The 25,002-nt window shown below is 72.4% G+C and carries 21 protein-coding genes and 2 tRNA genes; 9 read left to right on the top strand and 14 right to left on the bottom strand.

Translation table 11 applies throughout. The annotated features are described in order from the left end of the window. Window positions 1–52 precede the first annotated feature (52 nt). Together ACFYYT_RS05895 and ACFYYT_RS05890 are read left to right on the top strand one after the other, a co-directional pair. Window positions 53–2,464, top strand: coding sequence for a ribonucleoside-diphosphate reductase subunit alpha (locus ACFYYT_RS05895; protein ID WP_351819608.1), 2,412 nt, complete (start codon window positions 53–55; stop codon window positions 2,462–2,464). Next, complete coding sequence (locus ACFYYT_RS05890) at window positions 2,464–3,477, top strand: ribonucleotide-diphosphate reductase subunit beta (protein ID WP_351819610.1); 1,014 nt, start codon at window positions 2,464–2,466, stop codon at window positions 3,475–3,477. The genes ACFYYT_RS05895 and ACFYYT_RS05890 overlap by 1 nt, the downstream gene beginning before the upstream one ends. Before the next feature lie 78 nt (window positions 3,478–3,555). On the opposite strand, the gene def is transcribed toward ACFYYT_RS05890, so the two are convergent. From def to ACFYYT_RS05850, 8 genes are all read right to left on the bottom strand, one after another. Next, complete coding sequence (gene def, locus ACFYYT_RS05885) at window positions 3,556–4,191, bottom strand: peptide deformylase (RefSeq protein WP_351819613.1); 636 nt, start codon at window positions 4,189–4,191, stop codon at window positions 3,556–3,558. 58 nt (window positions 4,192–4,249) lie between these two features. Next, window positions 4,250–5,260, bottom strand: a complete 1,011-nt coding sequence (locus tag ACFYYT_RS05880; RefSeq protein ID WP_351819616.1) for a hypothetical protein — start codon at window positions 5,258–5,260, stop codon at window positions 4,250–4,252. Between the two features lie 130 nt (window positions 5,261–5,390). Continuing rightward, window positions 5,391–6,671 carry an HD domain-containing protein gene (locus ACFYYT_RS05875; RefSeq protein WP_351819619.1) on the bottom strand — a complete coding sequence of 427 codons (1,281 nt, stop codon included), beginning with the start codon at window positions 6,669–6,671 and terminating at the stop codon, window positions 5,391–5,393. Further along, window positions 6,668–8,326: an HD domain-containing phosphohydrolase gene (locus tag ACFYYT_RS05870; RefSeq protein WP_388607012.1), complete on the bottom strand. Its 1,659-nt coding sequence runs from the start codon at window positions 8,324–8,326 to the stop codon at window positions 6,668–6,670. The genes ACFYYT_RS05875 and ACFYYT_RS05870 overlap by 4 nt, the downstream gene beginning before the upstream one ends. A 182-nt stretch (window positions 8,327–8,508) precedes the next feature. Beyond that, the gene (gene rsrA, locus ACFYYT_RS05865; RefSeq protein ID WP_136213975.1) at window positions 8,509–8,811 is read right to left on the bottom strand and encodes a mycothiol system anti-sigma-R factor; all 303 of its coding nucleotides are present in this window, start codon (window positions 8,809–8,811) and stop codon (window positions 8,509–8,511) included. Further along, window positions 8,808–9,452 (bottom strand): sigma-70 family RNA polymerase sigma factor, encoded by a 645-nt coding sequence (locus ACFYYT_RS05860; protein ID WP_267012850.1) that lies wholly within the window; start codon window positions 9,450–9,452, stop codon window positions 8,808–8,810. The genes rsrA and ACFYYT_RS05860 overlap by 4 nt, the downstream gene beginning before the upstream one ends. Window positions 9,453–9,785: 333 nt before the next feature. Further along, window positions 9,786–10,430 carry an alpha/beta family hydrolase gene (locus ACFYYT_RS05855; RefSeq protein ID WP_351829320.1) on the bottom strand — a complete coding sequence of 215 codons (645 nt, stop codon included), beginning with the start codon at window positions 10,428–10,430 and terminating at the stop codon, window positions 9,786–9,788. Between the two features lie 71 nt (window positions 10,431–10,501). Further along, window positions 10,502–11,317 carry an SOS response-associated peptidase gene (locus ACFYYT_RS05850; RefSeq protein WP_351829318.1) on the bottom strand — a complete coding sequence of 272 codons (816 nt, stop codon included), beginning with the start codon at window positions 11,315–11,317 and terminating at the stop codon, window positions 10,502–10,504. Between the two features lie 495 nt (window positions 11,318–11,812). On the opposite strand from ACFYYT_RS05850, the gene ACFYYT_RS05845 reads away from it, so the two are divergent. The 4 genes from ACFYYT_RS05845 to ACFYYT_RS05830 all read left to right on the top strand — a co-directional run bounded on the left by ACFYYT_RS05845 (window position 11,813) and on the right by ACFYYT_RS05830 (window position 15,366). Then, window positions 11,813–12,526 carry a M50 family metallopeptidase gene (locus ACFYYT_RS05845; RefSeq protein WP_351829315.1) on the top strand — a complete coding sequence of 238 codons (714 nt, stop codon included), beginning with the start codon at window positions 11,813–11,815 and terminating at the stop codon, window positions 12,524–12,526. Between the two features lie 53 nt (window positions 12,527–12,579). Beyond that, complete coding sequence (aroA, locus tag ACFYYT_RS05840; protein ID WP_351829312.1) at window positions 12,580–13,932, top strand: 3-phosphoshikimate 1-carboxyvinyltransferase; 1,353 nt, start codon at window positions 12,580–12,582, stop codon at window positions 13,930–13,932. Between the two features lie 8 nt (window positions 13,933–13,940). Further along, window positions 13,941–14,951: a ribosome small subunit-dependent GTPase A gene (gene rsgA / locus ACFYYT_RS05835; protein ID WP_351829309.1), complete on the top strand. Its 1,011-nt coding sequence runs from the start codon at window positions 13,941–13,943 to the stop codon at window positions 14,949–14,951. Window positions 14,952–15,042: 91 nt separating this feature from the next. Further along, complete coding sequence (locus ACFYYT_RS05830) at window positions 15,043–15,366, top strand: multidrug efflux SMR transporter (RefSeq protein ID WP_073911826.1); 324 nt, start codon at window positions 15,043–15,045, stop codon at window positions 15,364–15,366. Here the strand turns inward: ACFYYT_RS05830 and ACFYYT_RS05825 are convergent. Continuing rightward, on the bottom strand, window positions 15,332–15,937 hold the full coding sequence (locus tag ACFYYT_RS05825) for a TetR/AcrR family transcriptional regulator (protein WP_351829306.1): 606 nt from the start codon (window positions 15,935–15,937) through the stop codon (window positions 15,332–15,334). The two genes, ACFYYT_RS05830 and ACFYYT_RS05825, sit on opposite strands and share 35 nt — an antisense overlap. A gap of 137 nt (window positions 15,938–16,074) precedes the next feature. Between ACFYYT_RS05825 and hisN the strand changes: the two genes are divergently transcribed. Both hisN and ACFYYT_RS05815 read left to right on the top strand, forming a co-directional pair. Next, a complete protein-coding gene (gene hisN, locus ACFYYT_RS05820; protein WP_351829303.1) occupies window positions 16,075–16,878 on the top strand; it encodes a histidinol-phosphatase in 804 nt (267 codons plus the stop codon). A gap of 174 nt (window positions 16,879–17,052) precedes the next feature. Beyond that, entirely contained in the window at window positions 17,053–17,445 is a 393-nt protein-coding gene (locus ACFYYT_RS05815; RefSeq protein WP_351829301.1) for a CBS domain-containing protein, read from the top strand. A 72-nt stretch (window positions 17,446–17,517) separates the two neighbouring features. Here ACFYYT_RS05815 and ACFYYT_RS05810 read toward each other — a convergent pair whose 3' ends face one another. After that, entirely contained in the window at window positions 17,518–18,990 is a 1,473-nt protein-coding gene (locus tag ACFYYT_RS05810; protein WP_351829300.1) for a catalase, read from the bottom strand. A 144-nt stretch (window positions 18,991–19,134) separates the two neighbouring features. Here ACFYYT_RS05810 and ACFYYT_RS05805 point away from each other — a divergent pair, with 144 nt between their 5' ends. Beyond that, window positions 19,135–19,551, top strand: a complete 417-nt coding sequence (locus ACFYYT_RS05805) for a Fur family transcriptional regulator (RefSeq protein WP_351829297.1) — start codon at window positions 19,135–19,137, stop codon at window positions 19,549–19,551. 148 nt (window positions 19,552–19,699) lie between these two features. Here ACFYYT_RS05805 and ACFYYT_RS05800 read toward each other — a convergent pair. From ACFYYT_RS05800 to ACFYYT_RS05785, 4 genes are all read right to left on the bottom strand, one after another. Then, a tRNA-Met gene (locus tag ACFYYT_RS05800) sits at window positions 19,700–19,773 on the bottom strand. Window positions 19,774–19,843: 70 nt separating this feature from the next. Continuing rightward, window positions 19,844–21,700, bottom strand: coding sequence for a tetratricopeptide repeat protein (locus ACFYYT_RS05795; protein ID WP_362124415.1), 1,857 nt, complete (start codon window positions 21,698–21,700; stop codon window positions 19,844–19,846). Between the two features lie 204 nt (window positions 21,701–21,904). Next, window positions 21,905–21,978: transfer RNA gene (locus ACFYYT_RS05790), tRNA-Met, on the bottom strand. Between the two features lie 52 nt (window positions 21,979–22,030). Further along, window positions 22,031–24,925, bottom strand: a complete 2,895-nt coding sequence (locus ACFYYT_RS05785) for a UPF0182 family protein (RefSeq protein ID WP_351829325.1) — start codon at window positions 24,923–24,925, stop codon at window positions 22,031–22,033. Window positions 24,926–25,002: the final 77 nt, after the last annotated feature.

Genomic DNA, 25,002 nt, shown 5'->3' with positions numbered 1-25,002 from the left:
GCTCGCGCCCCGCCCCACCGATGACCGGGCCGAGCGAGGGAGAGCTCCCCCCGTGACCATCGCGCCCGCCGCACCGCGCGCCGAGTCCGACCAGCCCGCAGCCGCATCCGAGGCCGGGGGCCCCGGGGCCGCGCTGCTGCGCACCCTCACCGAGCTGACGGCCGACCTCCCCGACACCGACCCGGGCCGGGTCGCCGCCGCCGCCCTGCGCGGCCGCAGCTCCGTCGCGGACGAGGCCGAACTGCGCGGGCTGGCCACCGAGGCCGCCGCGGGCCTGATCTCCGAGGACCCGGCGTACTCCCGCCTCGCCGCCCGCCTGCTCACGCTGGCCGTGGCCGAAGAGGCCGCGGGCCAGGGGGCCGTCTCCTTCGCCGAGTCCGTCGCCGTCGGCCACCGCGAGGGCCTGATCGCCGACCGCACCGCCGAGTTCGTCGCCCTGCACGCCGCCCGGCTCGACGCCCTGGTGGAGCACGCGCTCGCCGAGGGCGCGGACGACCGCTTCGGCTTCTTCGGCCTGCGCACCCTGCACAGCCGCTACCTGCTGCGCCACCCCCTCACCCGTCAGGTGATCGAGACCCCGCAGTACTTCATGCTGCGCGTGGCGTGCGGCCTCGCGGATCACACTGCGCTTGATTCAACGAGTGTCCAGGCCGTCGAGGAAGTGGCCTCGCTCTACCGGCTGATGAGCCGCCTCGACTACCTGCCGTCCTCCCCCACGCTCTTCAACTCCGGCACCCGCCACCCGCAGATGTCCTCCTGCTACCTGCTGGACTCCCCGCTGGACGAGCTGGACTCGATCTACGACCGCTACCACCAGGTCGCCCGCCTCTCCAAGCACGCCGGCGGCATCGGTCTGTCGTACTCCCGCATCCGCGCCCGCGGTTCGCTGATCCGCGGCACCAACGGCCACTCCAACGGCATCGTGCCGTTCCTCAAGACCCTCGACGCCTCCGTCGCCGCCGTGAACCAGGGCGGCCGCCGCAAGGGTGCCGCCGCCGTCTACCTGGAGACCTGGCACGCGGACATCGAGGAGTTCCTGGAGCTGCGCGACAACACCGGCGAGGACCAGCGCCGTACGCACAACCTCAACCTCGCCCACTGGGTGCCGGACGAGTTCATGCGCCGCGTGAACGCCGACGGCCAGTGGTCGCTGTTCTCCCCGGCCGACGTGCCCGAGCTGGTCGACCTGTGGGGCGACGCGTTCGACGCCGCCTACCGCAAGGCCGAGGCGGACGGCCTGGCCCGCAAGACCATGCCCGCCCGCGACCTGTACGGCCGGATGATGCGCACCCTCGCGCAGACCGGCCAGGGGTGGATGACCTTCAAGGACGCCTCCAACCGCACGGCGAACCAGACCGCCGAGCCGGGCACGGTCGTCCACTCCTCCAACCTCTGCACCGAGATCATCGAGGTCACCAACGACGGCGAGACTGCCGTCTGCAACCTCGGTTCGGTCAACATGGGCGCCTTCGTGGTGGACGGGCAGATCGACTGGGAGCGCCTGGACGAGACCGTCCGCACCGCGGTGACCTTCCTCGACCGCGTCGTGGACATCAACTTCTACCCGACCGAGCAGGCGGGCCGCTCCAACTCCCGCTGGCGGCCGGTGGGTCTGGGCGCGATGGGCCTCCAGGACGTCTTCTTCAAGCTGAAGATGCCCTTCGACTCCCCCGAGGCGAAGGCCCTGTCCACCAAGCTCTCCGAGCGCATCATGCTGGCCGCGTACGAGGCCTCCTGCGACCTCGCCGAGCGCAGCGGCCCCCTCCCGGCCTGGGAGCAGACCCGCACCGCCCGCGGCGTCCTGCACCCCGACCACTACGACGTCGAGCTGAACTGGCCCGAGCGCTGGGACGCCCTGCGCGCCCGGATCGCGAAGACCGGCATGCGCAACTCCCTGCTGCTCGCCATCGCCCCGACGGCGACCATCGCCTCCATCGCGGGCGTGTACGAGTGCATCGAGCCGCAGGTCTCCAACCTCTTCAAGCGCGAGACGCTCAGCGGCGAGTTCCTCCAGGTCAACGGCTACCTGGTGGAGGAGCTCAAGAAGCTCGGCGTGTGGGACGCGCAGACCCGCGAGGCGCTGCGCGAATCCAGCGGCTCCGTCCAGGGCTTCGGCTGGATCCCGGCCGAGGTGCGCGAGCTGTACCGCACGGCGTGGGAGATCCCGCAGCGCGGTCTGATCGACATGGCGGCGGCCCGTACGCCGTTCCTCGACCAGGCGCAGTCGCTGAACCTGTTCCTGGAGACGCCCACCATCGGCAAGCTCAGCTCGATGTACGCGTACGCCTGGAAGCAGGGTCTGAAGACCACGTACTACCTGCGCTCGCGCCCGGCGACGAAGATCGCCCGCGCCGCCTCCGGCAGCGCCGTGCCGGCCGCCGCCACCCCCCTCCCCCAGGCCGTCGACGCCGACGCCCTGGCCTGCTCCCTTGAGAACCCCGAGTCCTGCGAGGCCTGCCAGTAATGAGCTCCACCGCCAAGAACCTGCTCGACCCGGGCTTCGAACTGACTCTCCGCCCCATGCGCTACCCGGACTTCTACGAGCGCTACCGGGACGCGATCAAGAACACGTGGACCGTCGAGGAGGTCGACCTCCACTCGGACGTCGCCGACCTCGCCAAGCTGACCCCGGCCGAGCAGCACATGATCGGCCGTCTGGTCGCCTTCTTCGCGACCGGTGACTCGATCGTCTCGAACAACCTGGTGCTGACGCTCTACAAGCACATCAACTCCCCGGAGGCGCGCCTGTACCTGTCGCGCCAGCTGTTCGAGGAGGCCGTGCACGTCCAGTTCTACCTGACGCTGCTCGACACCTACCTGCCCGACCCGGACGACCGCGCGGCGGCCTTCGACGCGGTCGAGGAGATCCCCTCGATCCGCGAGAAGGCGCAGTTCTGCTTCCGGTGGATGGACTCGGTCGAGAAGATCGACCGGCTGGAGACGAAGGCCGACCGCCGCCGTTTCCTGCTGAACCTGATCTGCTTCGCGGCCTGCATCGAGGGCCTGTTCTTCTACGGCGCCTTCGCGTACGTGTACTGGTTCCGCTCGCGCGGCCTGCTGCACGGCCTGGCCACCGGCACCAACTGGGTCTTCCGTGATGAAAGCGCCCACATGAGCTTCGCTTTCGAGGTCATCGACACCGTCCGCAAGGAGGAGCCGGACCTCTTCGACGCCGAACTCCAGCAGCAGGTCACGGACATGCTGAAGGAGGCCGTGGAGGCGGAGCTGCAGTTCGGCCGCGACCTGTGCGGTGACGGCCTGCCGGGCATGAACACCGAGTCGATGCGCGAGTACCTGGAGTGCGTCGCGGACCAGCGCCTGATCCGCCTGGGCTTCCCGGCGGTGTACGGCTCGCAGAACCCGTTCTCGTTCATGGAGCTCCAGGGCGTCCAGGAGCTCACGAACTTCTTCGAGCGCCGTCCGTCGGCCTACCAGGTCGCGGTCGAGGGCACCGTCGACCTGGACGAGGACTTCTAGTCCGTCCGCGCCACGGCGAAGGCCCCGCTCCGGATTCCGGGGCGGGGCCTTCGTCGTGCGGGCGTGTCCCGTGCGGGATCAGGCGTTCGGGACGACCTCGTAGCGCGGGGTGCCCTCTTCCATCTGGCGCAGGGCGTCCTTGCGCTCGCGCTTGGAGAGGCGGTCGATGTACAGGTACCCGTACAGGTGGTCGGTCTCGTGCTGGAGGCAGCGCGCGAAGTAGCCCGTACCGCGGACCTTGATCGGGTTGCCCTGCGCGTCCTGGCCGGTGACCTCGGCGTAGTCCGGGCGGGCCAGGGAGGCGTACGCGGTCGGGACCGACAGGCAGCCCTCGTTGGAGTCGTCCAGCACCCGCCCGGCGGCCGGCAGCTCGACCAGCTTCGGGTTGACCACGACACCGGTGTGCCGCTTGCCGTCGTCGTCGGGGCAGTCGTAGACGAAGACCTTGGCGTCGACGCCGATCTGGTTCGCGGCCAGGCCCACGCCCTCGGCGGTCTTCTGGCTGGCGAACATGTCGTCGATCAGCTGCGCCAGCTCATCGCCGAACTCGGTGACGTCCTTGCACTCCCGGTGCAGCACCGGGTTGCCGACCACCGTGATGGGACGGGAGGTACCGCGTTCGCGGTGGGCGAGCTCGCGCGCCTCACAGTCCTCGGTGTCCACGACGTAGCCCTCGTCGTCGATCGGGGTCACCTGGTTCTCCTGCTGCGCCATGTCCGCCGTACGCCTTCCCTCAAGTCCGTGGTGTGCCCGTACAGCCTACGGCCCGGGGTCAGCAGACTTCTTCGAGATCCCGCCACTCGCGGCTGTCCGGGCTGTCGGCGACCCATCCGTCGAGCAGTCCGCGCACCAGACCGGCCGGGGCCGCGATGCCGCATTCGCGCTCGGGCACCCACAGGGAGCCCGAGCCGGCGGTCCGGTGGCCGAGCGGGCCGGGGTGGCCCGGTTCGCTGTGGTCGTGCGGATCGAGGTGGTCGCCGTCGCCCTCGCCGCTGGGCATCGCGCTCTCCGAGCAGGTCCGGCACAGCAGCCGTACCGACGAGGACCAGTCCTCGGCGGCGAAGCCCGCGTCGGAGGCCAGCTGCTCCAGGGCGTCGCGGTCGGCCTCGGTGGCCGCCTCCAGCAGCACCACCCAGGTCGGCACCGGGGAGGGCGCCCAGAGCTCGATCTCGTCGAAGACCGGGTAGGAGGGTCCGGCGGCGGTGATCCGCTCGCCGTGCGGGACCCCGTCGTGGAGGACGACCTCGCCCCAGCGGCGTCCCGAGGAGGGCAGCGGGATGGACAGGACCTCCATCCGGGCCGGATCGAGCCTGCGGCCCCACACGACCTCGGCCTCCCCTTCCGGGGACAGCCGCACGGCGGCGCTGCCGAGTTCCATGCCGACCGGTTCACCGCTGTGCCTGCCGTGGTGCGAGCCCGCGCCGTGCGAATCCCCGGGCACCTTCAGCCCGTACGCCTGCCAGGCCCGGCGGGCCAGCGGCCAGTCCTGGAGCGCGGTCGCCGCGATCCCGACGTTCCACCAGTCCGGGGCGCCGGCCTCGCGGTCCAGCAGGGCCACGGCGCGCAGCCCGGCGGCCCGCGCCTGTTCCCAGTCGTGGCGGAACTTGTGCAGCAGGGCAAGGTTGAACCAGGACTCGGACAGCCAGGGCTCCAGATCGGCCGCCCTGGTCAGCAGCGCTCCCGCGTCCTCGTACCGACCGTCGCCGATCAGCGTGAACGCGCGGTCGGTGGCCTGCCGCCACGAGGCGGAGGGCCGATGCCGTACCTTCCCGAAGATCCTCACGATTCCCGCCTGCCTGGGGGCACCTCCCAGCGGTAGCTGGGGGACAACGGTGCAGCCTCACGGACACCCTCACGGACACTCCTACTGCATCCAACCATGCCCGCTCGGACGGCCGCTCATTACCCATGGGTTACCCCGGTGGAACGGGAACGACTCCGGCCCGCCCGCCGCTGGCCAGAACCCTCGCCAAGGACTCCACGACCTCCGGCTGGTAGTCGTGCCCGGTGCCCAGCCGGAGCTGTTCCAGGGCGGCGAGCGAGCCGCCCGGGTGGCGGCTCCCGCCGACCAGGTCGTCGTACGCGTTCACGGCGCGCACGATGCGGGCGGCGACGGGCTGGTCCCGGTACGGCTCGGCCTGCCGCTCCACGATCACCGCGACCTCCGCGGGCACCCCGGTCTGCCGGGCCACCTCGCCGCCGAGCCCCGCGATCCGGCGGGCCTCGTCGGCGGGCAGCCCGGCGGTGGCCCCGGAGGGCACGGGGTCGACCAGCGAGAGCTGGCCGATGTCATGCATCAGGGCGGCGTACTCCAGCACCGTGAGCTCCCGCTCCGAGAGCCCCAGCTCCCGCCCCACGGCGCAGCTCAGGGCGGCGACCCGGCGGGAGTGGCCCGGCGGGGTGTACCCGGCGATCTCGGTGGCCCGCGCCAGGGAGGTGATGGTCTGGCGGTAGGTGGTGCGGATCGCGGCGATCCGGTGGAAGGACATCTGGGTCAGCAGCAGCGGCACGCTGAACACGGGCAGGGCCCACAGCCCGGCCACGGCCACGCCCAGGGCCATCACCACCCCGGTGGCGCAGATCGCGGCGCCGACCCCGAGCTGGGCGCGCAGCTCGTCGCGCAGCAGCGGCCCGTACGGGCGGCCCGTGCGGTCCCCGGCCAGGGCGGCGGCGAGCACGGCGTCGCACAGGGCGCTGAGGCCGAGCAGGAGCAGCAGGAACAGCACCAGGAACGGACCCTGCCCGATCCGGTCCTCCAGCCGGCCGGAGTGGTAGAGCGGCTGGAAGCAGACGGCGGCGAAGGCGACGGTCAGGACCCGGCGGGCGACGTGGTCCAGGGCCGGTCCGCGGCCCCGGGCCACGTGCGGGACGCTCCCGGCGAGGGCGGCCGCGACGACGACGGCGACGGTCTGCAGGACGCCGTGCTGGGTGGGCTGCCCGGCGTCGGGGCCCAGCAGCGCGTACGCGAGGGCGCCGGCGGAGCCGAGCGGGGCGGGCTCGCGCTCTCCGCGCGCCGGGTGGCCGGCGGCCCCGCGGCGGTGGTCGGACCGGGCGAGCTCCCCGACGGCGATGAGGGCGCCGAAGGCGAGGGCGGCGCCGGGTTCGTACACGCCGGTCCACAGGGTGTGGCCGAGCCCCACGAGGGTGAGCAGCCCGGCGGCGGCCCGCACGCCCCAGGCGGTGGCACCCCTCACCGCGCACCCCGCCCGGGCGCGGGCCGGTCGGACGCGCCGGGGCGGCCGGGCGCGCCGGGCCGGTCGGACGCGCCGGGCCGGTCGGACGCGCCGGGCCGGTCGGGCGCGGGCCGGTCGGGCGCGGGCCGGTCGGGGGCCGGGCGCCCCTCCGCCGGGGCCGCTTCCCGGCCCTGGCCCGGCAGCCCGGGCAGGGCGGGCGGCGGGGCGGGCACGCCGGGCGGGGGCTGCGTCCCGGGCCCGACGGCGGGGACGGGGACGGAGGCCGCCGGGGCCCCCGGGGCACCGCCCGCGGCGATCACCTGGAGGTCGTCGTCGGAGGTGACCACGGGGTGCCAGCCGTGCCGCCCGATGGCGCCGACCAGCGCCCGCACCACGGCCGGATCGAACTGCGCCCCGGCGCAGCGCTCCAGTTCCGTCAGGGCCACCGGCACCGGCCGGGCCCTGCTGTAGGAGCGGGTCGAGGTCATGGCGTCGAAGGAGTCGGCCACCGCCACCACCCGGGCCAGCACCGGGATCTGCTCCCCGCTCAGCCCGTACGGGTAGCCGCGCCCGTCGACCCGTTCGTGGTGGTGCAGGATCGCGGAACGGGCCTCCCCCAGGAACCCGATGCCCCGGACCATCTCGTGCCCGTACTCGGGGTGCAGTTCGATGATCCGGCGTTCCTCGGGCGTCAGCGGGCCGTCCTTGCGCAGCAGCCGGGTCGGCACGCCGAGCTTGCCGACGTCGTGCAGGATCCCGGCGATGCGGACGACCTCCAGCCGGTCGTCGGCCATGCCCAGCTCGCGGGCGATCATCGCGGAGGCCTGGCCGACGCGTTCGCTGTGTCCGCGCGTGTACCGGTCCTTGATGTCGACGGCCTGGACCAGGGCGCGGATCGTGGCCCGGTGGGCGGCTCGCTCGCGGTGGTACTGGGCGAAGACCCAGCAGGAGATGTACATCGGCAGCAGGACGAGCAGGGCCGCGGGGATCCCGTACGGGCTGCGCCACAGCACGGCCATCATCAGCCCGGCGAGGCCGTGCACGCAGTGCGGGGCGAGGGAGCGGGTGAGGAGCCCCTGCCAGGCGGTGGCGGCGGGCCGGCGTTCGGCGGCGGCCAGGACGCCCCCGTCCAGCGCGGTCAGCACCAGGCAGAAGACCACGGCCGCGGCGGTGGCCGGGAGCATCACGTACGGGAAGTCGGCCACCCAGGCGGACGGGTCCGCGCCCGGTCCGGCGCCGTCCGGCCCCGGCGGGGCGCCCGCGGCCGCGCGCGAACCGGCGAGTGCCGCGCGGCCGCCGAGCAGTCCGTAGACCCCGCCGGCCGCCCACGCCGCGACGGCCTGCTGGGCGGCGTGCCACACCCGGCGCACCCCGGCGGGGCGGGTGACGACGGCCTGGGCGAGCCCGCCGGGCACGGCCACGAGCGCGGCGGCGGCTGGCGGCAGCAGGAAGACGGCGGCGGTCAGGACGGGGAAGAAGGAGCCGATGCCCTCGGGCACCCGGCCGCCCACCAGGGGGCAGGTCCGGAGCAGTTCGCAGCCGAGGTAGAGCACGGCCAGCAGGGCGACGGCCGGCCAGGGCGTGGCGGGGTCCGCGAGGGCCGGGGCGGCGCACGCGGCCGCCGCGAGCACGGCGGCGAGGACGTACGCGCGCGCCGTCGGCGGAAGTGCCCGCATGGCGCTCTCCTCCCCCTGTGCCGTGGCACGCCGGGCACCGGATCGCACCGGTACCGAGAGGGGAGGATAGGTCGCCCCCCGCGGAAAGCAGGGGACATTTTCGCATTGCGCCGTACGGAGGCCCCCGGATTAGCACCTTCGGGTGAACGAAGTGGCTTTCCGGGGGCCGTTGTTCAGGTGTTTCAGCCGGGCGCGGGTCCCGCCGTCACGTCGTGGTCGGGCACGGCCTGGCCCGAGCGGATCAGCTCGATCCGGCCCATGACCTTGGAGCGCAGATCGCTCGGCACGTCGTCCGAACCGCAGCAGCGCTTGACCAGCTTCTTCACCGCCTGCTCCAGGCCGTACTTCTCCAGACAGGGATTGCACTCGCCGAAATGCGTCTCGAACTTCGTGCAGTCACTGTCGGGCATCTCGTGGTCCAGGAACTCATAGAGATGGTCCAGGACCTCCGCGCACTCCGTCTCGTGCGGCTCTCCGCAGCTCATGAGCCCGAGCCTTTCAGGTCGTTCGACTCTCCCGCGCCCGCGGGGACCAGCCCGCGCTCACGGGCGTAGTCCTCCAGCATTCCGCGGAGTTGACGGCGGCCACGGTGCAGTCGCGACATGACCGTACCGATGGGTGTACCCATGATGTCCGCGATCTCCTTGTACGCAAACCCCTCCACGTCGGCAAGATAGACCGCGATGCGGAACTCCTCCGGAATGGCCTGGAGCGCTTCTTTCACGTCGGAATCGGGCAGGTGGTCGAGCGCCTGCGATTCCGCGGAACGCAAACCCGTGGACATGTGCGACTCGGCGCGCGCGAGCTGCCAGTCCTCGATCTCCTCCGCCGCGCTGCGCTGCGGCTCGCGCTGCTTCTTGCGGTAGGAGTTGATGAAGGTATTGGTCAGGATGCGGTACATCCACGCCTTGAGGTTGGTGCCCTCGCGGAACTGGTGGAAGGACGCGTACGCCTTCGCGTACGTCTCCTGGACCAGGTCCTCGGCGTCGGCCGGGTTGCGCGTCATGCGCAGCGCGGCGGAGTACATCTGGTCGAGGTAGCCGAGGGCGTCCCGCTCGAAACGCGCGTTGCGCTCCGCGGTCGTCTCCTGCGCCTGGCCTTCGTCGGTCCCAGCGACAGGACCCACCTCCTCCGACAGCGTGGCGGCTCCGAAAGCGGATCCGCTCGAATCGGAGAATAGTCGACCATCCCGGCCTTCCGCCGCCCGAGGCGAAGCGCTCTTGGGCGCGGGCAGCACCGTCCAGTCCAGGTCAGCGGCCTGCCGACGGTTCTGACTGATGACCTGGGTCATGCGCTCCCTCTCCTCCGACGATTCCCCTGCGTTGCGACACTCCGCACAACAGGCGGCCGGGGCAGGGCATTCCCGGGCGCGCCAAGGGTTCTCGCGGGCGCCGGGGCCCGAGCGGCGGCGGGTGAGCGGGATCACTGCGGAATCCGTCAGGTCGCCGCTGCGCCGGCGTCACCCGATGAGCCGGTCGAGCCACGGGCCCACCGCCCCGGTGATCACGGCGAGCGCCTCGTCCTGGGTCGGGGCGCCCCTCTTCGGCACCGCGAAGCCGTGGTCCCCGCCCGGCACCTCCACCAGTTCGTACGGGTCCCCGCCGGCCGGCCGCGGGAACTCCCCCGGGTTCCCGAACGGGTCCCGGCCGCCCTGCACCACCAGGGTGGGCCGCCCGGCGTCCAGCAGTTCCCCGGCCCGGGACTTCTCGGGGCGGCCCGGCGGGTGCAGCGGGAAGGCCAGCGCGAGCACCCCGGCCGCGTCGAGCGCGGCGGCGGTGCGGCAGGCCACCCGCGCCCCGGCGCTGCGCCCGCCGGCCACCACGGGCAGGCCGGGCCGCAGCAGCGCGGGCCACACGGCCCGCCAGCCCTCGTCGAGCACCTTGGGGGCGGCGGCGACCTTCTTGCCCGCGACCCGCCAGGGCTGCTCCACCAGGGCGACGGTGACCCCGCGCGAGGGCAGCGCGGCGGCCAGGGCCATCAGGTCCCGGGCCCCGGTGCCGCCCCCGGCGCCGTGGCCGAGGGCCAGCACGAGCCGTGCGGCGGGGGCGGTGTGCCAGAGGACGCGGGCCTCGCCCGCCGGGGTGTCGACGCTCTCGGTGGTCATCCCCCGATCATGCCGCCCGCCGGGCTCCGTGGAGCGCGGACCCGCAGGTCAGGCCCGGGAACCGGGCCGCGTCAGAAGAGGGTGGGCTCCTGCGGCGCGGCCAGCTCGGCGAGCAGCTCCGGCCCGTTGTTGCGTACGTCGCTCACGGCGGTGGACACCGGGTAGGCGCGCATCAGCCCGCCGGGCGGCGGCGCGAGCAGGCCCCGCAGCTCGTTCTCGTCGGTGCGGGCCGGGTCCAGCCAGGCGTCCCAGCGGTCCGGGGTCAGCATGAGCGGCATCCGGGGATGGATCTCGGACAGCGAACGCGGCCCCTCGGCGGGCGTACCGGCCAGCGGCCCGGTCTCGGCCTCGGCGGTGATCACCGAGCAGGTCGCCCACCAGGCCCGCGGGTGCTCGGCGGGCAGCGCCGGGTCGCGCCAGAACTCGTAGATCCCGGCCATCGCGAAGACGGAGCCGTCGGCGGGCAGGACGAAGTACGGCTGCTTGCGGGAGCGCTTGCGCTTCCCCTCGACCTCCAGCTCGCGCTCGTCGTGGGCGGTGACCCACTCGTAGTAGCCGTCGGCGGGCAGGATGCAGCGGCGCTGGGCGAAGGGGCGGCGGAAGGAGGGCTTCTCGTGCAGGGTCTCGGACCGGGCGTTGATCATCCGGGCGGCGCCCTCGGGGCTCTTGGCCCAGGAAGGGACCAGACCCCACTTCAGGACCCGCAGCTGGCGGACCGGACGCGGATCCCGCGCGTCTTTCAGGGGACGGTCCAGGACGACGTGGACCTCTTTGGTCGGCGCCACGTTCCAGTCCGGGGCCGCCGCCTGGAGCGGCTCCCACCGCTCGACCCCGAAGATCCCCGCCAGCTCCTGCGGCGTACGACTCGCCGCGAACCTTCCGCACATGTACAGCCTCCCCTCCGCACCACACCCAGCACCCCGACGACCCGCCCCGCACGGTCCGGCGTCAGGTGTCCGTACGTGTCCGCGCTCGCGCCGGTGCTCCGGCGAGAGCGCCACGCCGACACGTGGACCTGACAAGAGTGGCAGACCGCTCCCGAGCACCGCCGGGGCGCACCACTCCCTGAGACCGGGCGGCGCCCCCGGAGGCCTCACGGAGGTGCGTCGGGGGCGGCCGGCGGCCAGGGAACCGCATCGGCGGCCGACGGCAGGAACCCCGGCCGGGGTTCCGGGCGTCCTACTCGGCGCCAGGCCGGCCGCAGTGCTGCCGACGGTCCGGGAGGGCCTCCACCGGGCCCGGCACGGAACCCGCACGGATCCGGCGCCGGTACGGCGCAGGCGCCGGGTCGGTGGTGCCGGGCGGGCGGCTCCCCTGCCTTCCGTACACGGCTGGCACACTGCCATGGCAGCCGCCCCCCACCGCGAGGAGTCCGCCTCTCCATGGACACCACCACGACAGCCGGTCTCTGGGACCGGCTCACCGGCATACAGACCGAGCCCGACTGGTGGCTGGTGGTCCTGACGGGCCTGGCGGCCCTGGTGGCGGTGGGGCCCCGGCCGGTGTGGCTGCTGTCGCGCAACGCGATCACCATCGCCCACGAGGGCGGCCACGGGCTGCTCGCGCTGCTCACCGGGCGCCGGCTCGACGGCATCCGGCTGCACTCGGACACCAGCGGGGTCACCGTCAGCCGCGGCAAGCCCACCGGGCTCGGCATGGTCCTGACGGCCGCCGCCGGGTACACGGCCCCCTCGCTGCTGGGTCTGGGCGGGGCGGCGCTGCTGTCGGCCCACCGGATCACCCTGCTGCTGTGGGCGGCGACCGCGCTGCTGCTGGCGCTGCTGGTGATGATCCGCAACGCGTACGGCCTGATGACGGTGCTGCTGACCGGGGCCGCCTTCGTCCTGGTCTCCTGGCTGGCGCCGTCCGGGGTACAGGCGCTGTTCGCGTACGCGGTGGTGTGGTTCCTGCTGCTCGGCGGGGTGCGGCCGGTGTTCGAGCTCCAGGCCAAGCGCCGCCACGGCGGGGCGCCCGATTCGGACGCCGACCAGCTCGGGCGGCTCACCCACGTGCCCCCGCTCGCGTGGCTGCTGCTGTTCCACGCGGTCGCGCTGTGCTCGCTCATCGGCGGCGGCCGCTGGCTGCTCGGGCTCTGAGACGGGCCCGCGATCAAGATCTGAGCCGGACGCGAGCCACTAAAGTGGTGGCCATGACCGAGACCCCCGCGCTCCACGCCCTCTGGCCCGCTCCGCTCGCGGACGGGGCCGTCCACGCCACCGTCACCGTGCCCGGGTCCAAATCGGTCACCAACCGCGCCCTGGTCCTCGCCGCCCTCGCGTCCGAGCCCGGCTGGGTGCGCCGCCCGCTGCGCTCGCGCGACTCCCAGCTGATGTCGGACGCCCTGCGCGCGATGGGCGTCGGCATCGAGGAGACGGTCTCCTCCAGCTCCGCGGGCGAGGGCGCCGGCGGAGAGGCCTGGCGGATCATCCCGGCCGCCCTGCACGGCCCGGCCACCCTCGACGTCGGCAACGCGGGCACGGTCATGCGCTTCCTGCCGCCCGTCGCCACCCTCGCCTCCGGCGACATCCGCTTCGACGGCGACCCGCGCTCCTACGAGCGCCCGCTCGGCGAGGTCATCAAGGCCCTGCGGGTCCTCGGCGCCCGGATCGACGACGACGGCCGCGGCGCGCTGCCGATGACCGTCCAGGGCGGCGGGGCCCTGGAGGGCGGCACGGTCGAGATCGACGCCTCCAACTCCTCCCAGTTCGTCTCGGCGCTGCTGCTGTCCGCCCCCCGCTTCAACCAGGGCGTCGAGGTCCGGCACACCGGTGCGACGCTGCCGTCCATGCCGCACATCCTGATGACGGTGGACATGCTCCGCGCCGCGGGCGCCCAGGTGGACAGCCCGGAGGCGGGCGGCGAGCCGAACGTCTGGCGGGTCTCCCCGAGCGCGCTGCTCGGCCGCGACCTCGTCGTGGAACCGGACCTCTCCAACGCGCAGCCCTTCATGGCCGCGGCCCTGATCACCGGCGGTACGGTGACCTTCCCCGACTGGCCGGCGCGCACCACGCAGCCCGGTGACGCGCTGCGCGAGATCTTCACCGAGATGGGCGGCTCCTGCGAGCTGACCGAAGCGGGCCTGGTCTTCACCGGCAGCGGCAAGATCCACGGCATCGACGTGGACCTGGGCGACCTGGGCGAGCTGACCCCGGGCATCGCGGCGGTCGCCGCCCTGGCCGACTCGGAGTCGGTGCTGCGCGGCGTCGCGCACCTGCGGCTGCACGAGACGGACCGCCTGGCCGCGCTGACGGCGGAGATCAACGGCCTCGGCGGCGACGTCACCGAGACCGCCGACGGCCTGCGCATCCGCCCGCGCGCCCTGCACGGCGGCGTCTTCCACACCTACGACGACCACCGGATGGCCACCGCGGGCGCGGTGATCGGCCTCGCGGTGAAGGGCGTGGAGATCGAGAACGTGGCGACGACCGCGAAGACCCTGCCGGACTTCCCGAAGATGTGGACGGACATGCTGGAGCGAACTCCCCGGGTAGCGGGAGCGTAGGGCCGGTCATGCGCAGGTACGGCAAGCACACCGACGAGGACGACATCCGCCAGCGCCCGAACCCCAAGGGCAACCGGCCGCGGACCAGCATCCGGCCCAAGCACGAGGACGCGGCCGAGGGCTTCGTCCTGACCGTGGACCGGGGGCGGCTGACCTGTCTGGTCGAGGACCGCACGGTGCACGCGATGAAGGCCCGCGAGCTGGGACGCAAGGCGGCGGTCGTCGGCGACCGGGTTTGGATCGTGGGGGACCTGTCCGGCAAGAAGGACACCCTCGCCCGGATCGTGCGCATCGAGGCGCGCAAGTCCGTCCTGCGGCGCACCGCCGACGACGACGACCCGTACGAGCGGGTGGTCGTCGCCAACGCCGACCAGCTGGCCATCGTCACGGCGCTGGCGGACCCGGAGCCCCGGCCGCGCATGATCGACCGCTGTCTGGTGGCCGCGTACGACGCCGGGCTGGAGCCGCTGCTGGTGCTCACCAAGTCCGACCTGACCTCCGCCGACAAGATCCTGGAGATCTACTCGACGTTCGGTCTGAACTACGTCGTCACCAACCGCGAGGAACTGGCGACCGGGGACGCGGCCGAACGGGTGCGCGAACGGCTGAACGGCCGGATCACCGCCTTCGTCGGCCATTCGGGCGTCGGCAAGACCACCCTGGTGAACTCGCTCGTCGCCGAGGGCCGCCAGCGCGCCACCGGCGTGGTCAACGCGGTGACCGGCCGCGGCCGGCACACCACCACCTCGGCGCTCGCGCTCCCGCTGCCGGGCGGGGACGGCTGGGTCATCGACACCCCGGGCGTACGCTCCTTCGGCCTGCACCACGTGGACCCGTCCCGGGTGATCCTGGCCTTCCCGGAGCTGGTGCCCGGCACCGAGGGGTGCCCGCGCGCCTGCAGCCACGACGAGCCGGACTGCGCGCTCGACCAGTGGGTGGAGGACGGCCACGCGGACCCGGCGCGGCTGTACTCGCTGCGCCGGCTGCTGCAGACCCGGGAGCGTCGCGAGGGCGACTGACCGGTCGCCGGGGTTTGCAGGACGCCCTGTCTGGTAAATGCATCATCGCACCAAGTGACGTGACGTCACGCGAGGCGGGGAGGCAAACGACATGGCGTGGCTGCTGGTCGTGGTCGCGGGATTCCTGGAGACCGGTTTCGCGGTCTGCCTGAAGCTGTCCCACGGTTTCACCCGGCTGTGGCCGACGATCGCCTTCGCCTGTTTCGCGCTGGGCAGCTTCGGCCTGCTGACCCTGGCCCTGAAGAAACTGGACGTCGGCCCGGCGTACGCGGTGTGGACGGGCATCGGGGCGGCAGGGACCGCCATCTACGGCATGGTCTTCCTCGGCGACCTGGTCTCCACCCTCAAACTCGTCTCGATCTCGCTGGTGATCCTGGGCGTCATCGGGCTCCAGCTGTCCGGTTCGGCGCACTGAGCGGCGCCGCCGCGGCCAGCCTCAGCAGCTCGGCCGGCCCGCGCTCCCGCTCCGCGCCCCCGGCCGCGTCCTCCCCCGGGGCTATCACGTAGGACAGCGCGAGGCGTACGGCGAGCTCGCAGCGCCAGGCCGGTTCGGGGCTCAGCGCGGCCACGGCCCGGTCCCGTACCGCCCGGGCCAGGTCGCCCGGCGCGAGCGCCTGCCGGTTGCCGGGCGGCGGCGGCACGGGCAGCGCGAGGTCCCAGCCGCCGGTCAGCAGGGCCCGTACGAGGGGCTGGGTGCGGGCGGCCCGTACGGTCCACTCCGCCAGTTCCGCGAGCCGCCCCTCGGCATCCGCCCGCCCGGGGCGCGGCCCGCTCTCCAGCGCCCGGTCGACCCCGTCCAGGTACCCCTGGGCCGCCCGGCGCACCAGGGCCCGGCCGAGGCCCTCCTTGCCGCCGAACTCGTTGTAGAGGGTCTGCCGTGACACGCCGGCGGCGGCCGCGACCTCCACCATCCGCACGGACGGCCAGGGGCGCGCGGACAGCGCCGCCTCGGCCGCTTGCAGCAAGGACTCCCGGCCCGCCGGCATCGTCGCCTCCCCGCTGTGGGTCTCCCGCTGGGTCCCCCGTCAGAGTTGACGGGCCGACAGATCCTGTCAAGGGCGCGTCCCCGGCCGCACTCTGGACGCCGTTCGCCGGGCCGCGGGAGTGTCGATACTGTTCGGGCATGCCCGAGTATGCCGATGACCTGCGCCTCGCCCTCGAACTCGCCGACGCCGCGGACGCCGCCACGATGCAGCGGTTCCGCGCCCTCGACCTCCAGGTCGAGACGAAGCCGGACATGACCCCGGTGAGCGAGGCGGACAAGGCCGCCGAGGAGATCGTCCGGGCCGGGATCCTGGCCGCCCGCCCCCACGACGCCATCCTGGGCGAGGAGTACGGGCTCCAGGGCGACGGCCCGCGCCGCTGGGTCGTGGACCCGATCGACGGTACGAAGAACTACGTGCGCGGGGTCCCCGTCTGGGCGACCCTGATCTCGCTGATGGCCGAGGACGCGGACGGGGTGTTCCGTCCGGTCGTCGGCGTGGTCTCGGCCCCGGCGCTGGGCCGGCGCTGGTGGGCCGCGCAGGGCTCGGGCGCCTTCTCGGGGGGCGCGCTGGGCGAGCCGGCCCGGATCGGGGTCTCGAAGGTCCCGGCGCTGGGCGACGCCTCCTTCGCGTACTCCTCGCTGAGCGGGTGGGAGGAGCAGGGGCGCCTGCCCGGCTTCCTGGACCTGACCCGCGCGTGCTGGCGTACGCGGGGCTACGGGGACTTCTGGCCGTACATGATGGTCGCCGAGGGCTCCCTGGACCTGTGCGCCGAGCCCGAGCTGAACCTGTGGGACATGGCGGCCATCGCGGTCGTGGTCCAGGAGGCGGGCGGCAGCTTCACCGACCTGGACGGCGTGGCGGGCGTACACGGCGGGAACGCGGCCGCCTCCAACGGACTGCTCCACGAGGAGATGCTGGCGCACCTGCGCCCCCGCGCCTGATCCCCCTGCGCGGTCCGGCGCCCGACACGCCCCCGGTATGCCTCCTTGCTGACCCTCCGTGTCCGTGGGAGCCTGAGAGTCCCTCCGCTTGTGCGTTTGTGAAGCGGTTCTCCAAGGGGCGCTCACGAGTGCACCCACCCAAGCGGGGGACTCACCCAGGAGGTGGCTCTCTTCATGCTCGTCCGTGACGCCATGAGCACCGTGATCCTCACCCTCGGACCCGCGCACACCCTTCGTCAGGCGGCTTCCCTCATGTCCGGCCGGCGCGTCGGCGCGGCCGTCGTCCTCGACCCCGAGCACAGCGGCATCGGCATCCTCACCGAACGCGACATCCTCAACTCGATCGGCGCGGGCCACGATCCCGACCGGGAGTCGGTGGGCGCGCACACCACGAACAACGTCGTCTTCTGCACCCCCGAGGCCACCGTCCAGGAGGCGGCCGAGGCCATGGCCCTGGGCGGCTTCCGGCACCTGATCGTGCTGGAGGACGGCGGCCCGGTGGGCATCGTCTCCGTCCGCGACGTCATCCGCTGCTGGGTCCGGGCCCGCGGCGCCGTCCCCGCGTAACGCGACGACGGCGGGCCGGGAGCCCCTAAGGGGATCCCGGCCCGCCGTCCTGCCACGACAAGCGGCCGGGTACTAGCCGCGGAGGGCCTGGACCGCGGCTTCCAGCCGCTTGCCGAAGTCTTCGTCCGCCCGGCGGAAGTTCTCGATCGCCCGCTCGGCGATGTCGTCACGGGAGACCTTGGCGATGAAACCGGACAGGTTCTCGACCAGCCGGGTCTTCTCGTCCTGCGAGAACAGCCGGTAGAGGTCGCCCGCCTGGACGAAGTCGTCGTCCTCGGCGTGCGCCGGGTTGGCGTGGCCGCCCGTACCGCCGGTGACGGCGGCGGGCTGCCACAGCGGGCGGTCCGTCTGGACGGGCCCGCCGAAGCTGTTCGGCTCGTAGTTCTTCGCGCCCTTGTGGCGGCCGTCGTACAGGGAGCCGTCACGCGAGTGGGTGCGCGCTTCGGTGGCGTGCGGGCGGTTCACCGGCAGGTGGTCGGCGTTGATGCCGACGCGGTAGCGGTGGGCGTCCCCGTACGCGAAGAGGCGGCCCTGGAGCATCTTGTCCGGGGAGGGGCCGATGCCGGGGACGAAGTGGGCCGGGCTGAATATGGACTGCTCGACCTCGGCGAAGACGTTCTCCGGGTTGCGGTTCAGCTCCAGCTTGCCGATCTCGATCGGCGGGTAGTCCGCGTGCGGCCACACCTTGGTGAGGTCGAACGGGTTGAAGCGGTACGCGGCCGCGTCGGCCGCGGGCATGATCTGGACCTGCACGGTCCAGCTCGGGAAGTCGCCGCGCTCGATGGACTGGCGCAGGTCGCGCTGGTGCGAGTCGGGGTCCTCGCCGGCGAGGGCGTTCGCCTCGGCCTGGGTGAGGTTCTTGATGCCCTGGTCGGTCTTGAAGTGGTACTTGACCCAGAAGACCTCGCCGGCCTCGTTGTTCCACTGGAACGTGTGCGAGCCGTAGCCGTTCATGTGGCGGTAGGACGCCGGGATGCCGCGGTCACCGAACAGCCAGGTCACCTGGTGGGTGGACTCGGGCGACAGGCCCCAGAAGTCCCAGACGTTGTCCGGCTCCTGCGAGCCCGTGTACGGGTCGCGCTTCTGGGTGTGGATGAAGTCGGGGAACTTGATCGCGTCCCGGATGAAGAAGACCGGGGTGTTGTTGCCGACGAGGTCGTAGTTGCCCTCTTCGGTGTAGAACTTCAGCGCCCAGCCGCGCGGGTCACGGCGGGCGTCCGCGCCGCCGAGGCTGTCGGCGACGGTGGAGAAGCGCAGGAAGGTCTCCGTCTCCTTGCCGACCTCGGAGAGGAACTTCGCCCGGGTCCACTGCGTCACGTCACGGGTGACGGTGAAGGTGCCGTAGGCGCCGGCGCCGCGGGCGTGCACCACGCGCTCCGGGATGCGCTCGCGGTTGAAGTGGGCGAGCTTCTCCAGCAGGAGCTGGTCCTGGACGAGAACGGGCCCGCCGACGCCGGCGGTCTCGCTGTTCTGGTTGTCGGCGACCGGAGCCCCGGCCTCCGTGGTGAGCGGTCCCTGCTGCGTCACGTGCGCCTCCAGCGTCATTCCTGCGAATCCTGTCCTCGGCGTCGCCAGATCCTCGGCGCTTCCGGAACTGATCCTACAATGGACATTGTCTAAGTCAAGCAAGCATCCAAGTCCGCACTGGTTCGGGATCTGCACCGAATCCCCACTGTTAGGCTGGCGTGTATGAGTGACCTGCTGGAACGACTTCGCGGACGCGGCTGGCGCATGACGGCGCAGCGGCGCGTCGTGGCCGAAGTGCTCGACGGTGACCACGTACACCTGACGGCCGACGAGGTCCACGCCCGCGCCGTGAGCAAGCTGCCCGAGATCTCGCGGGCGACGGTCTACAACACCCTCGGGGAGATGGTGACCCTGGGCGAGGTCCTGGAGGTCTCCACGGACCAGCGCGCCAAGCGGTACGACCCGAACGCCCACCGCCCCCACCAGCACCTGGTCTGCGCCCGGTGCGGCGCCATCCGCGACGTCCACCCGGCGGGCGACCCGCTGGCCGACCTGCCCGACGGCGAGCGCTTCGGCTTCGTGGTCTCGGCGGTCGAGGTGACGTACCGCGGACTGTGCCCGGGCTGCGCGGGCGTCTGACGCGGATCCGGCGCACTGCCGGGCGGGGCCGGGGGCCGGGGGCGCGAGCCTCCGGCCCTTTTCGTCGCGCGTTCACAGGTGGACGCACGTTCACAGACAGAAACGACTCGAGGCCCGGATCCATGGGATCCGGGCCTCGGGCCTTCAGTAGCGGGGACAGGATTTGAACCTGCGACCTCTGGGTTATGAGCCCAGCGAGCTACCGAGCTGCTCCACCCCGCGTCGGTAAACACGACTGTACGTGAGGCTGCCCGGCAGATGCAAATCAGTGAACGGGCCGCCGCCGCGGGGCTCAGGCGGAGAGCTCCTCGGCCAGCGCGTCCCGCAGCCGCGCCGCCCGCTCCGACACCTCCGCCGGACCGAGCTCCATGGCCCGCACGCACCACTTCTGCCCCTCCGAGAGGTCCCCGTGCCGGGCCGCCAGCAGGCCCAGCCGCAGCGCCGCCCGGCCGTGCCCGGCCACCGCCGCGCGGGTCCACCACAGGGCCGCCTCGGGCTCGTTCCCCTCACGGGCCAGCAGCAGCCCGAGGTTGAAGGCGCCGTTGCGGGAGCCGGCCTCGGCCGCCTCCCGGTACCACCGCGCGGCGACCGCCAGGTCGCCCCGGGCGGCGGCCAGCATCCCGACCCGGACCTGCGCCCGCCGGTGGCCCTGCTCGGCGGCACGCTCGTACCACTCCTCGCTCTCGGTGCGCGCGACCCCGCCGAGCGGCTCGCCCAGCGCCACCGGCTCCGGCGGCGGGGCCAGCGACTCCAGCAGCGAGGCCAGCCGGAACGCCGCCTCGGCGCTGCCGCCGCCCGCCGCGCAGCGCAGGTGCCGCTCGGCGGCCCGCTCGGCGCCGTCGCGGACCAGGGCGATGCCGACCTGGAGCGCCGCGTCGGTGTGCCCGGCCGCGGCGGCGCGCTCGTACCACTTGAGCGCGGTGCGGTCCTCGTCCCGGCTGGCGAAGAGGATCCCGAGGTTGAAGGCGGCGTCCACGCTGCCGGCCTCGGCCGCCTTGGAGAACCACGGCTCGGCGCCGGCCGCGTCCCCGCCCTGGAGGAGCAGGATCGCGAGGGCGTTGGCGGCTTCGCGGTGACCCGCGTAAGCCGCCCGGCGGTACCACTGCTCGGCCTGGGCGGTCCGCTCCTGCGCGGCGCACAGCAGCGCGAGGTTGTACGCCCCGTTCTGGTCGCCGGCGTCCATCGCGGCCCGGTACCACTTCTCGGCCGTCTGGGTCTCGCCCCGGGCGGCGTGCAGCGCGCCCAGGGCGTTCGCCGCGTTGCCGTCGCCGTCCTGGGCGGCGCGCAGCCACCAGGAGGCCGCGCTCTCCTCGTCCCCGGCGTCGCGCAGCAGGAAGCCCAGGGCGCAGGCGGCCCGGGCCTCGCCCTGCTTCGCCGAGCTGAGGTACCAGCGCCCGGCCTCCTTGAGCTCGCCGCGCGCCTCCAGCAGGGCGCCCAGGTGCAGCCCGGCGCGCCGGTGCCCGCGCGCGGCGGCCTGCCGGTACCACTGCTCGGCCTCGGCGGGATCACCCTTGCGCAGGTGCCGCGCCAGGCGGTACGCCGCCTCGCGGTGCCCCTGCTCGGCGGCGGCCCGGAACCAGCGCTCGACGCCCTTGTCCCCCCGGTGCTCCAGCAGGTCGGCCAGTCCGAACGCACCGAGGGCATGGCCGGACTCCGCCGCCTGGCGCAGCCAGTACTCGGCGGCGGGCTCGTCGCCGCGCTCGCGGTAGTGGCGGCCCAGGGCGTGCGCGGCCGGGGCGGACCCGGCGACGGCGGCGACCCGCCACCACCCGGCGGCCTCGTCGGGGTAGCCGCGCTGGTGCAGCAGGACGCCGAGGTTGTTCGCGGCGGCGCGGTCCCCGGCCGCGGTGGCTCCGCGCAGGTAGGGCTCGGCCCCGGTCAGGTCTCCGCGGCGCAGCAGGAGCGCGCCGAGCACGCTCATGGCCCCGGCGTCGCCCTTGTCGGCGGCCACCCGGTGGCGTGCCTCCAGCTCGGCGTCGGTGGCCCCCTCCGCCTCTCCGAAGGCTTCTTCCGAGAACACCGCATCGGTCAGTGCGGTCTGCGCGTTGACAGCCTGAGCCGCCTCAGCGGACTCCGTACCCGATTCGGCCTCCGCCCTCACAAACCGCCCTGTCTCCAGCAGAGTTGACCTGTCCCCCATAAATCCCATCGTCGCATCACCTGCTACCCGCGTACACCTGGTATGTCGCAGCCAGTGAGGTCACTACAGCGTTTTGTCGACATGCCCACAGAGAGACAAGTCAAACACGCTCATACCCCAACTCACCCGCCCCAGTGACCTCGTGTCGCCCAGGTTCCTCATCCGGACATGACGAAGGCCCGGATCCCATTGGATCCGGGCCTTCGTCTTCAGTAGCGGGGACAGGATTTGAACCTGCGACCTCTGGGTTATGAGCCCAGCGAGCTACCGAGCTGCTCCACCCCGCGTCGGTGAAACCACAGTATCACGACGCGGGAGGGAGCCATGACCACGTTTTCCCTAGCCTCCCGGCTTGGGCGACGTCGGCTTCGCCTCGGCGTCGAGTGCCCGCTTCAGCGCCGCCTTGATGTCGTCCTGCGCCTTGCCGAAGGCCGTCCAGTCGCCGGACTGCCTGGCCTTCTCGGCGGCCTCGACCGCCTTCTGGGCGTCGTCCAGGGCCGCCTTGACCGTCGGGTCCTGGCTGGTGGGCGGAGTGGTGGTGCCCTCGCCCGGCGGGGTCGTCGTCGGGGGCGTCGGCGTGGTGGGCGTGGTCGGGGCCTCGGCCCCGAAGACCACGTTCAGCGCCTTCTCCAGGGTGTCCTCGAAGGCCGTCTGGCCGCCGTAGGTCACGAGCACCTTGCGCAGCAGCGGGTACTTCAGCCCGGAGCTGCGGACGTACACCGGCTCGACGTACAGCATCCCGCCGTCCAGCGGGACCGTGAGCAGGTTCCCGTACTCGACCTCGGAGTCGCCGCCGCGCAGCAGGCGGATCGACTCGGCGATCTTCGTTTCGGAGTTGAACTTGCTCTGGACCTGCTTGGGACCGTCCACCGGGCTGCTGGTCGGCAGCTTCAGGAGTCTGATCTTCCCGTAGTCCGCGGTCCCCGGGTCGGCGTTGACCGCCATGAAGGCGCTCAGATTGTCCCGGCCGTTCGGCGTGAAGGTGGTGGTCAGGGAGAAGACCTGGTCCTTCTGCTTCTGGTCCGGCATCTTCATCGACAGGTAGTACGGCGGAACCGCCGTGCCGGCCTTGGTCGTCGGGTCGTCCGGGACCTGCCAGGCCTCGCTGCCGCTGAGGAAGGTCTGCGGGTCGGTGACGTGGTACCGGGTGAGCAGCTCGCGCTGGACCTTGAAGAGGTCCTGCGGGTAGCGCAGGTGGTCCATGAGCGACTTGTCGATCGCGCTCTTGGGCTTCACCGTGCCGGGGAACGCCTTCATCCAGGTCTTCAGGACCGGGTCCTCGGTGTCCCACTGGTACAGGCTGACCGTGCCGTCGTACGCGTCGACGGTGGCCTTCACCGAGTTGCGGATGTAGTTGACCTGGTTCTCCTGGGCCACCACCGCGCGCTGGCTGTTGGTGAGCGAGTCCGCGGTGCTGTCGCCCAAGGTGGTGCGGGAGGCGTACGGGTAGCCGTTCGTCGTCGTGTAGGCGTCGACGATCCACTTGATCCGGCCGTCCACGACCGCCGGGTACGGGGCCCCGTCGATGGTCAGCCAGGGCGCGACGGCCTCGACGCGCTCCTTGGGGGTGCGGTTGTAGAGGATCCGCGAGCCCTCGCCGATGGCGCCCGAGTACAGGATCTGCGGCTCGCTGAAGGCGAGCGCGTACGCGGCCCGGTTGACCGGGTTGTCCAGATTGACTCCGGAGCCGCCCTTGTAGCTGGTCTCCTTCTCGCCCTTGTCGTCCGAGTAGTCGAGCTCCTTCTGCGGACCGCCGACGATCGAGTACTGCTTCGTCTGCTCGCCGTAGTAGACGCGCTGCTCGAAGTCCGTGCCGAACATGCCCTTCGAGGGCAGGTCGTACTGGGTGAAGTCCGGGGCGCCCTTGTCCGTGGCCGTGTTGCCCTTGGCGGCGACCACGCCGAAGCCGTGCGTGTAACGGAAGTGGTCGTTGATCCAGTTGTTCTTCGGGATGCCGCCGATGTTCAGCTCGCGGAGCCCGATGACCGTGTCCTGGCCGCTGTAGCGGTCCACGGCGAGCGTGGACGGGAAGGCGTAGTAGCCCTTCACCTGCTGGAGCTGCTGGAAGGCCGGCGAGACGATGTTCGGGTCGAGGAGGCGGACGCTGGCGGTGGTGTCCGCCGTCTTGCGCAGCTGGTCCTTGTTCGTGCCCGCGTTGGGCACGCCCGGGTAGTCCTTGACGTCGGAGCCGGCGATCCCGTAGGCGTCGCGGGTGGCCTTGATGTTCTTCTCGACGTACGGGGATTCCTTGGCCTGCTCGTTCGGCTGGACCTGGAACTTCTGCACGATCGCCGGGTAGAGCCCGCCGATGAGGATCGCCGACAGGACCATCAGGCCGAAGCCGATGACCGGCAGCTGCCAGGTGCGGCGCCACAGCGTGGCGAAGAACAGCACCGCGCAGATCGCCGCGATGGCGACGAGGATCGTCTTCGCGGGCAGGTAGGCGTTGGCGTCGACGTAGCGCAGACCGGTCCAGTTGTCGGCGGCCTTGAAGTCACTGGACTTCACGGCGAGGCCGTACCGGTCGAGCCAGTACGCGATCGCCTTGAAGGTGACGAAGAGGCCGAGCAGCACCGACAGGTGCCCGGTGGCCGCCGCGGTGGCCCGGGCTCCCGGGCTGGTCACGCGCAGTCCGCCGTACAGGTAGTGCACGACGACGGCGGCGATCACCGAGAGCACGACGGCGGCGAAGCCGAAGCCGAGCAGGAAGCGGTACCAGGGCAGGTCGAAGGTGTAGAAGGACACGTCCAGACCGAACTGGGGGTCCTTGCGCCCGAACGGCACGCCGTTCACGTACATCAGCCAGGTCTTCCACTGGCCGGCGGCGGAGGCGCCCGCGATCAGCCCGACGACCGCGGAGATGGCGAGGAGCAGCCACTTCTTGTACGCGGCGACGCTCATCCGGTAGCGGTCGAGGCTCTGCTGCTCCATCGACATCGCGCTGAGCGGCGGCCGCAGCAGGTGCGCCAGCCAGATGTTGAACCCGACGGCACCGGCCATCAGCAGGCCGAAGACGGCGAACAGCCCGATCTTGGTCCACAGGGTGGTGGTGAAGACGGTGGAGTACTTGACGGAACGGAACCAGAGCCAGTCCGTCCAGAAGCCGGCGAACATGGTGAACGCCATGGCCAGGACGGCCAGGACTCCGAGGGTCATCAGAAGAGTCCGGGCACGCCGGGACGGGCGGCCGACTCTCATCCGTGGCCCGGAAGGGCCTCCGCCGCGGTCCGGCATCTGGAAAGCCAAGGTGCGCACCTCGAAAGTCGCTGTGGTCTGGTCGGTCTCTGGCGTACTGAAAAGTTTCCAAAGCT

Source organism: Streptomyces sp. NPDC002032 (assembly GCF_042890765.1).
Lineage (GTDB): Bacteria > Actinomycetota > Actinomycetes > Streptomycetales > Streptomycetaceae > Streptomyces.
This window is presented reverse-complemented; position numbering and strand designations above follow the sequence as displayed.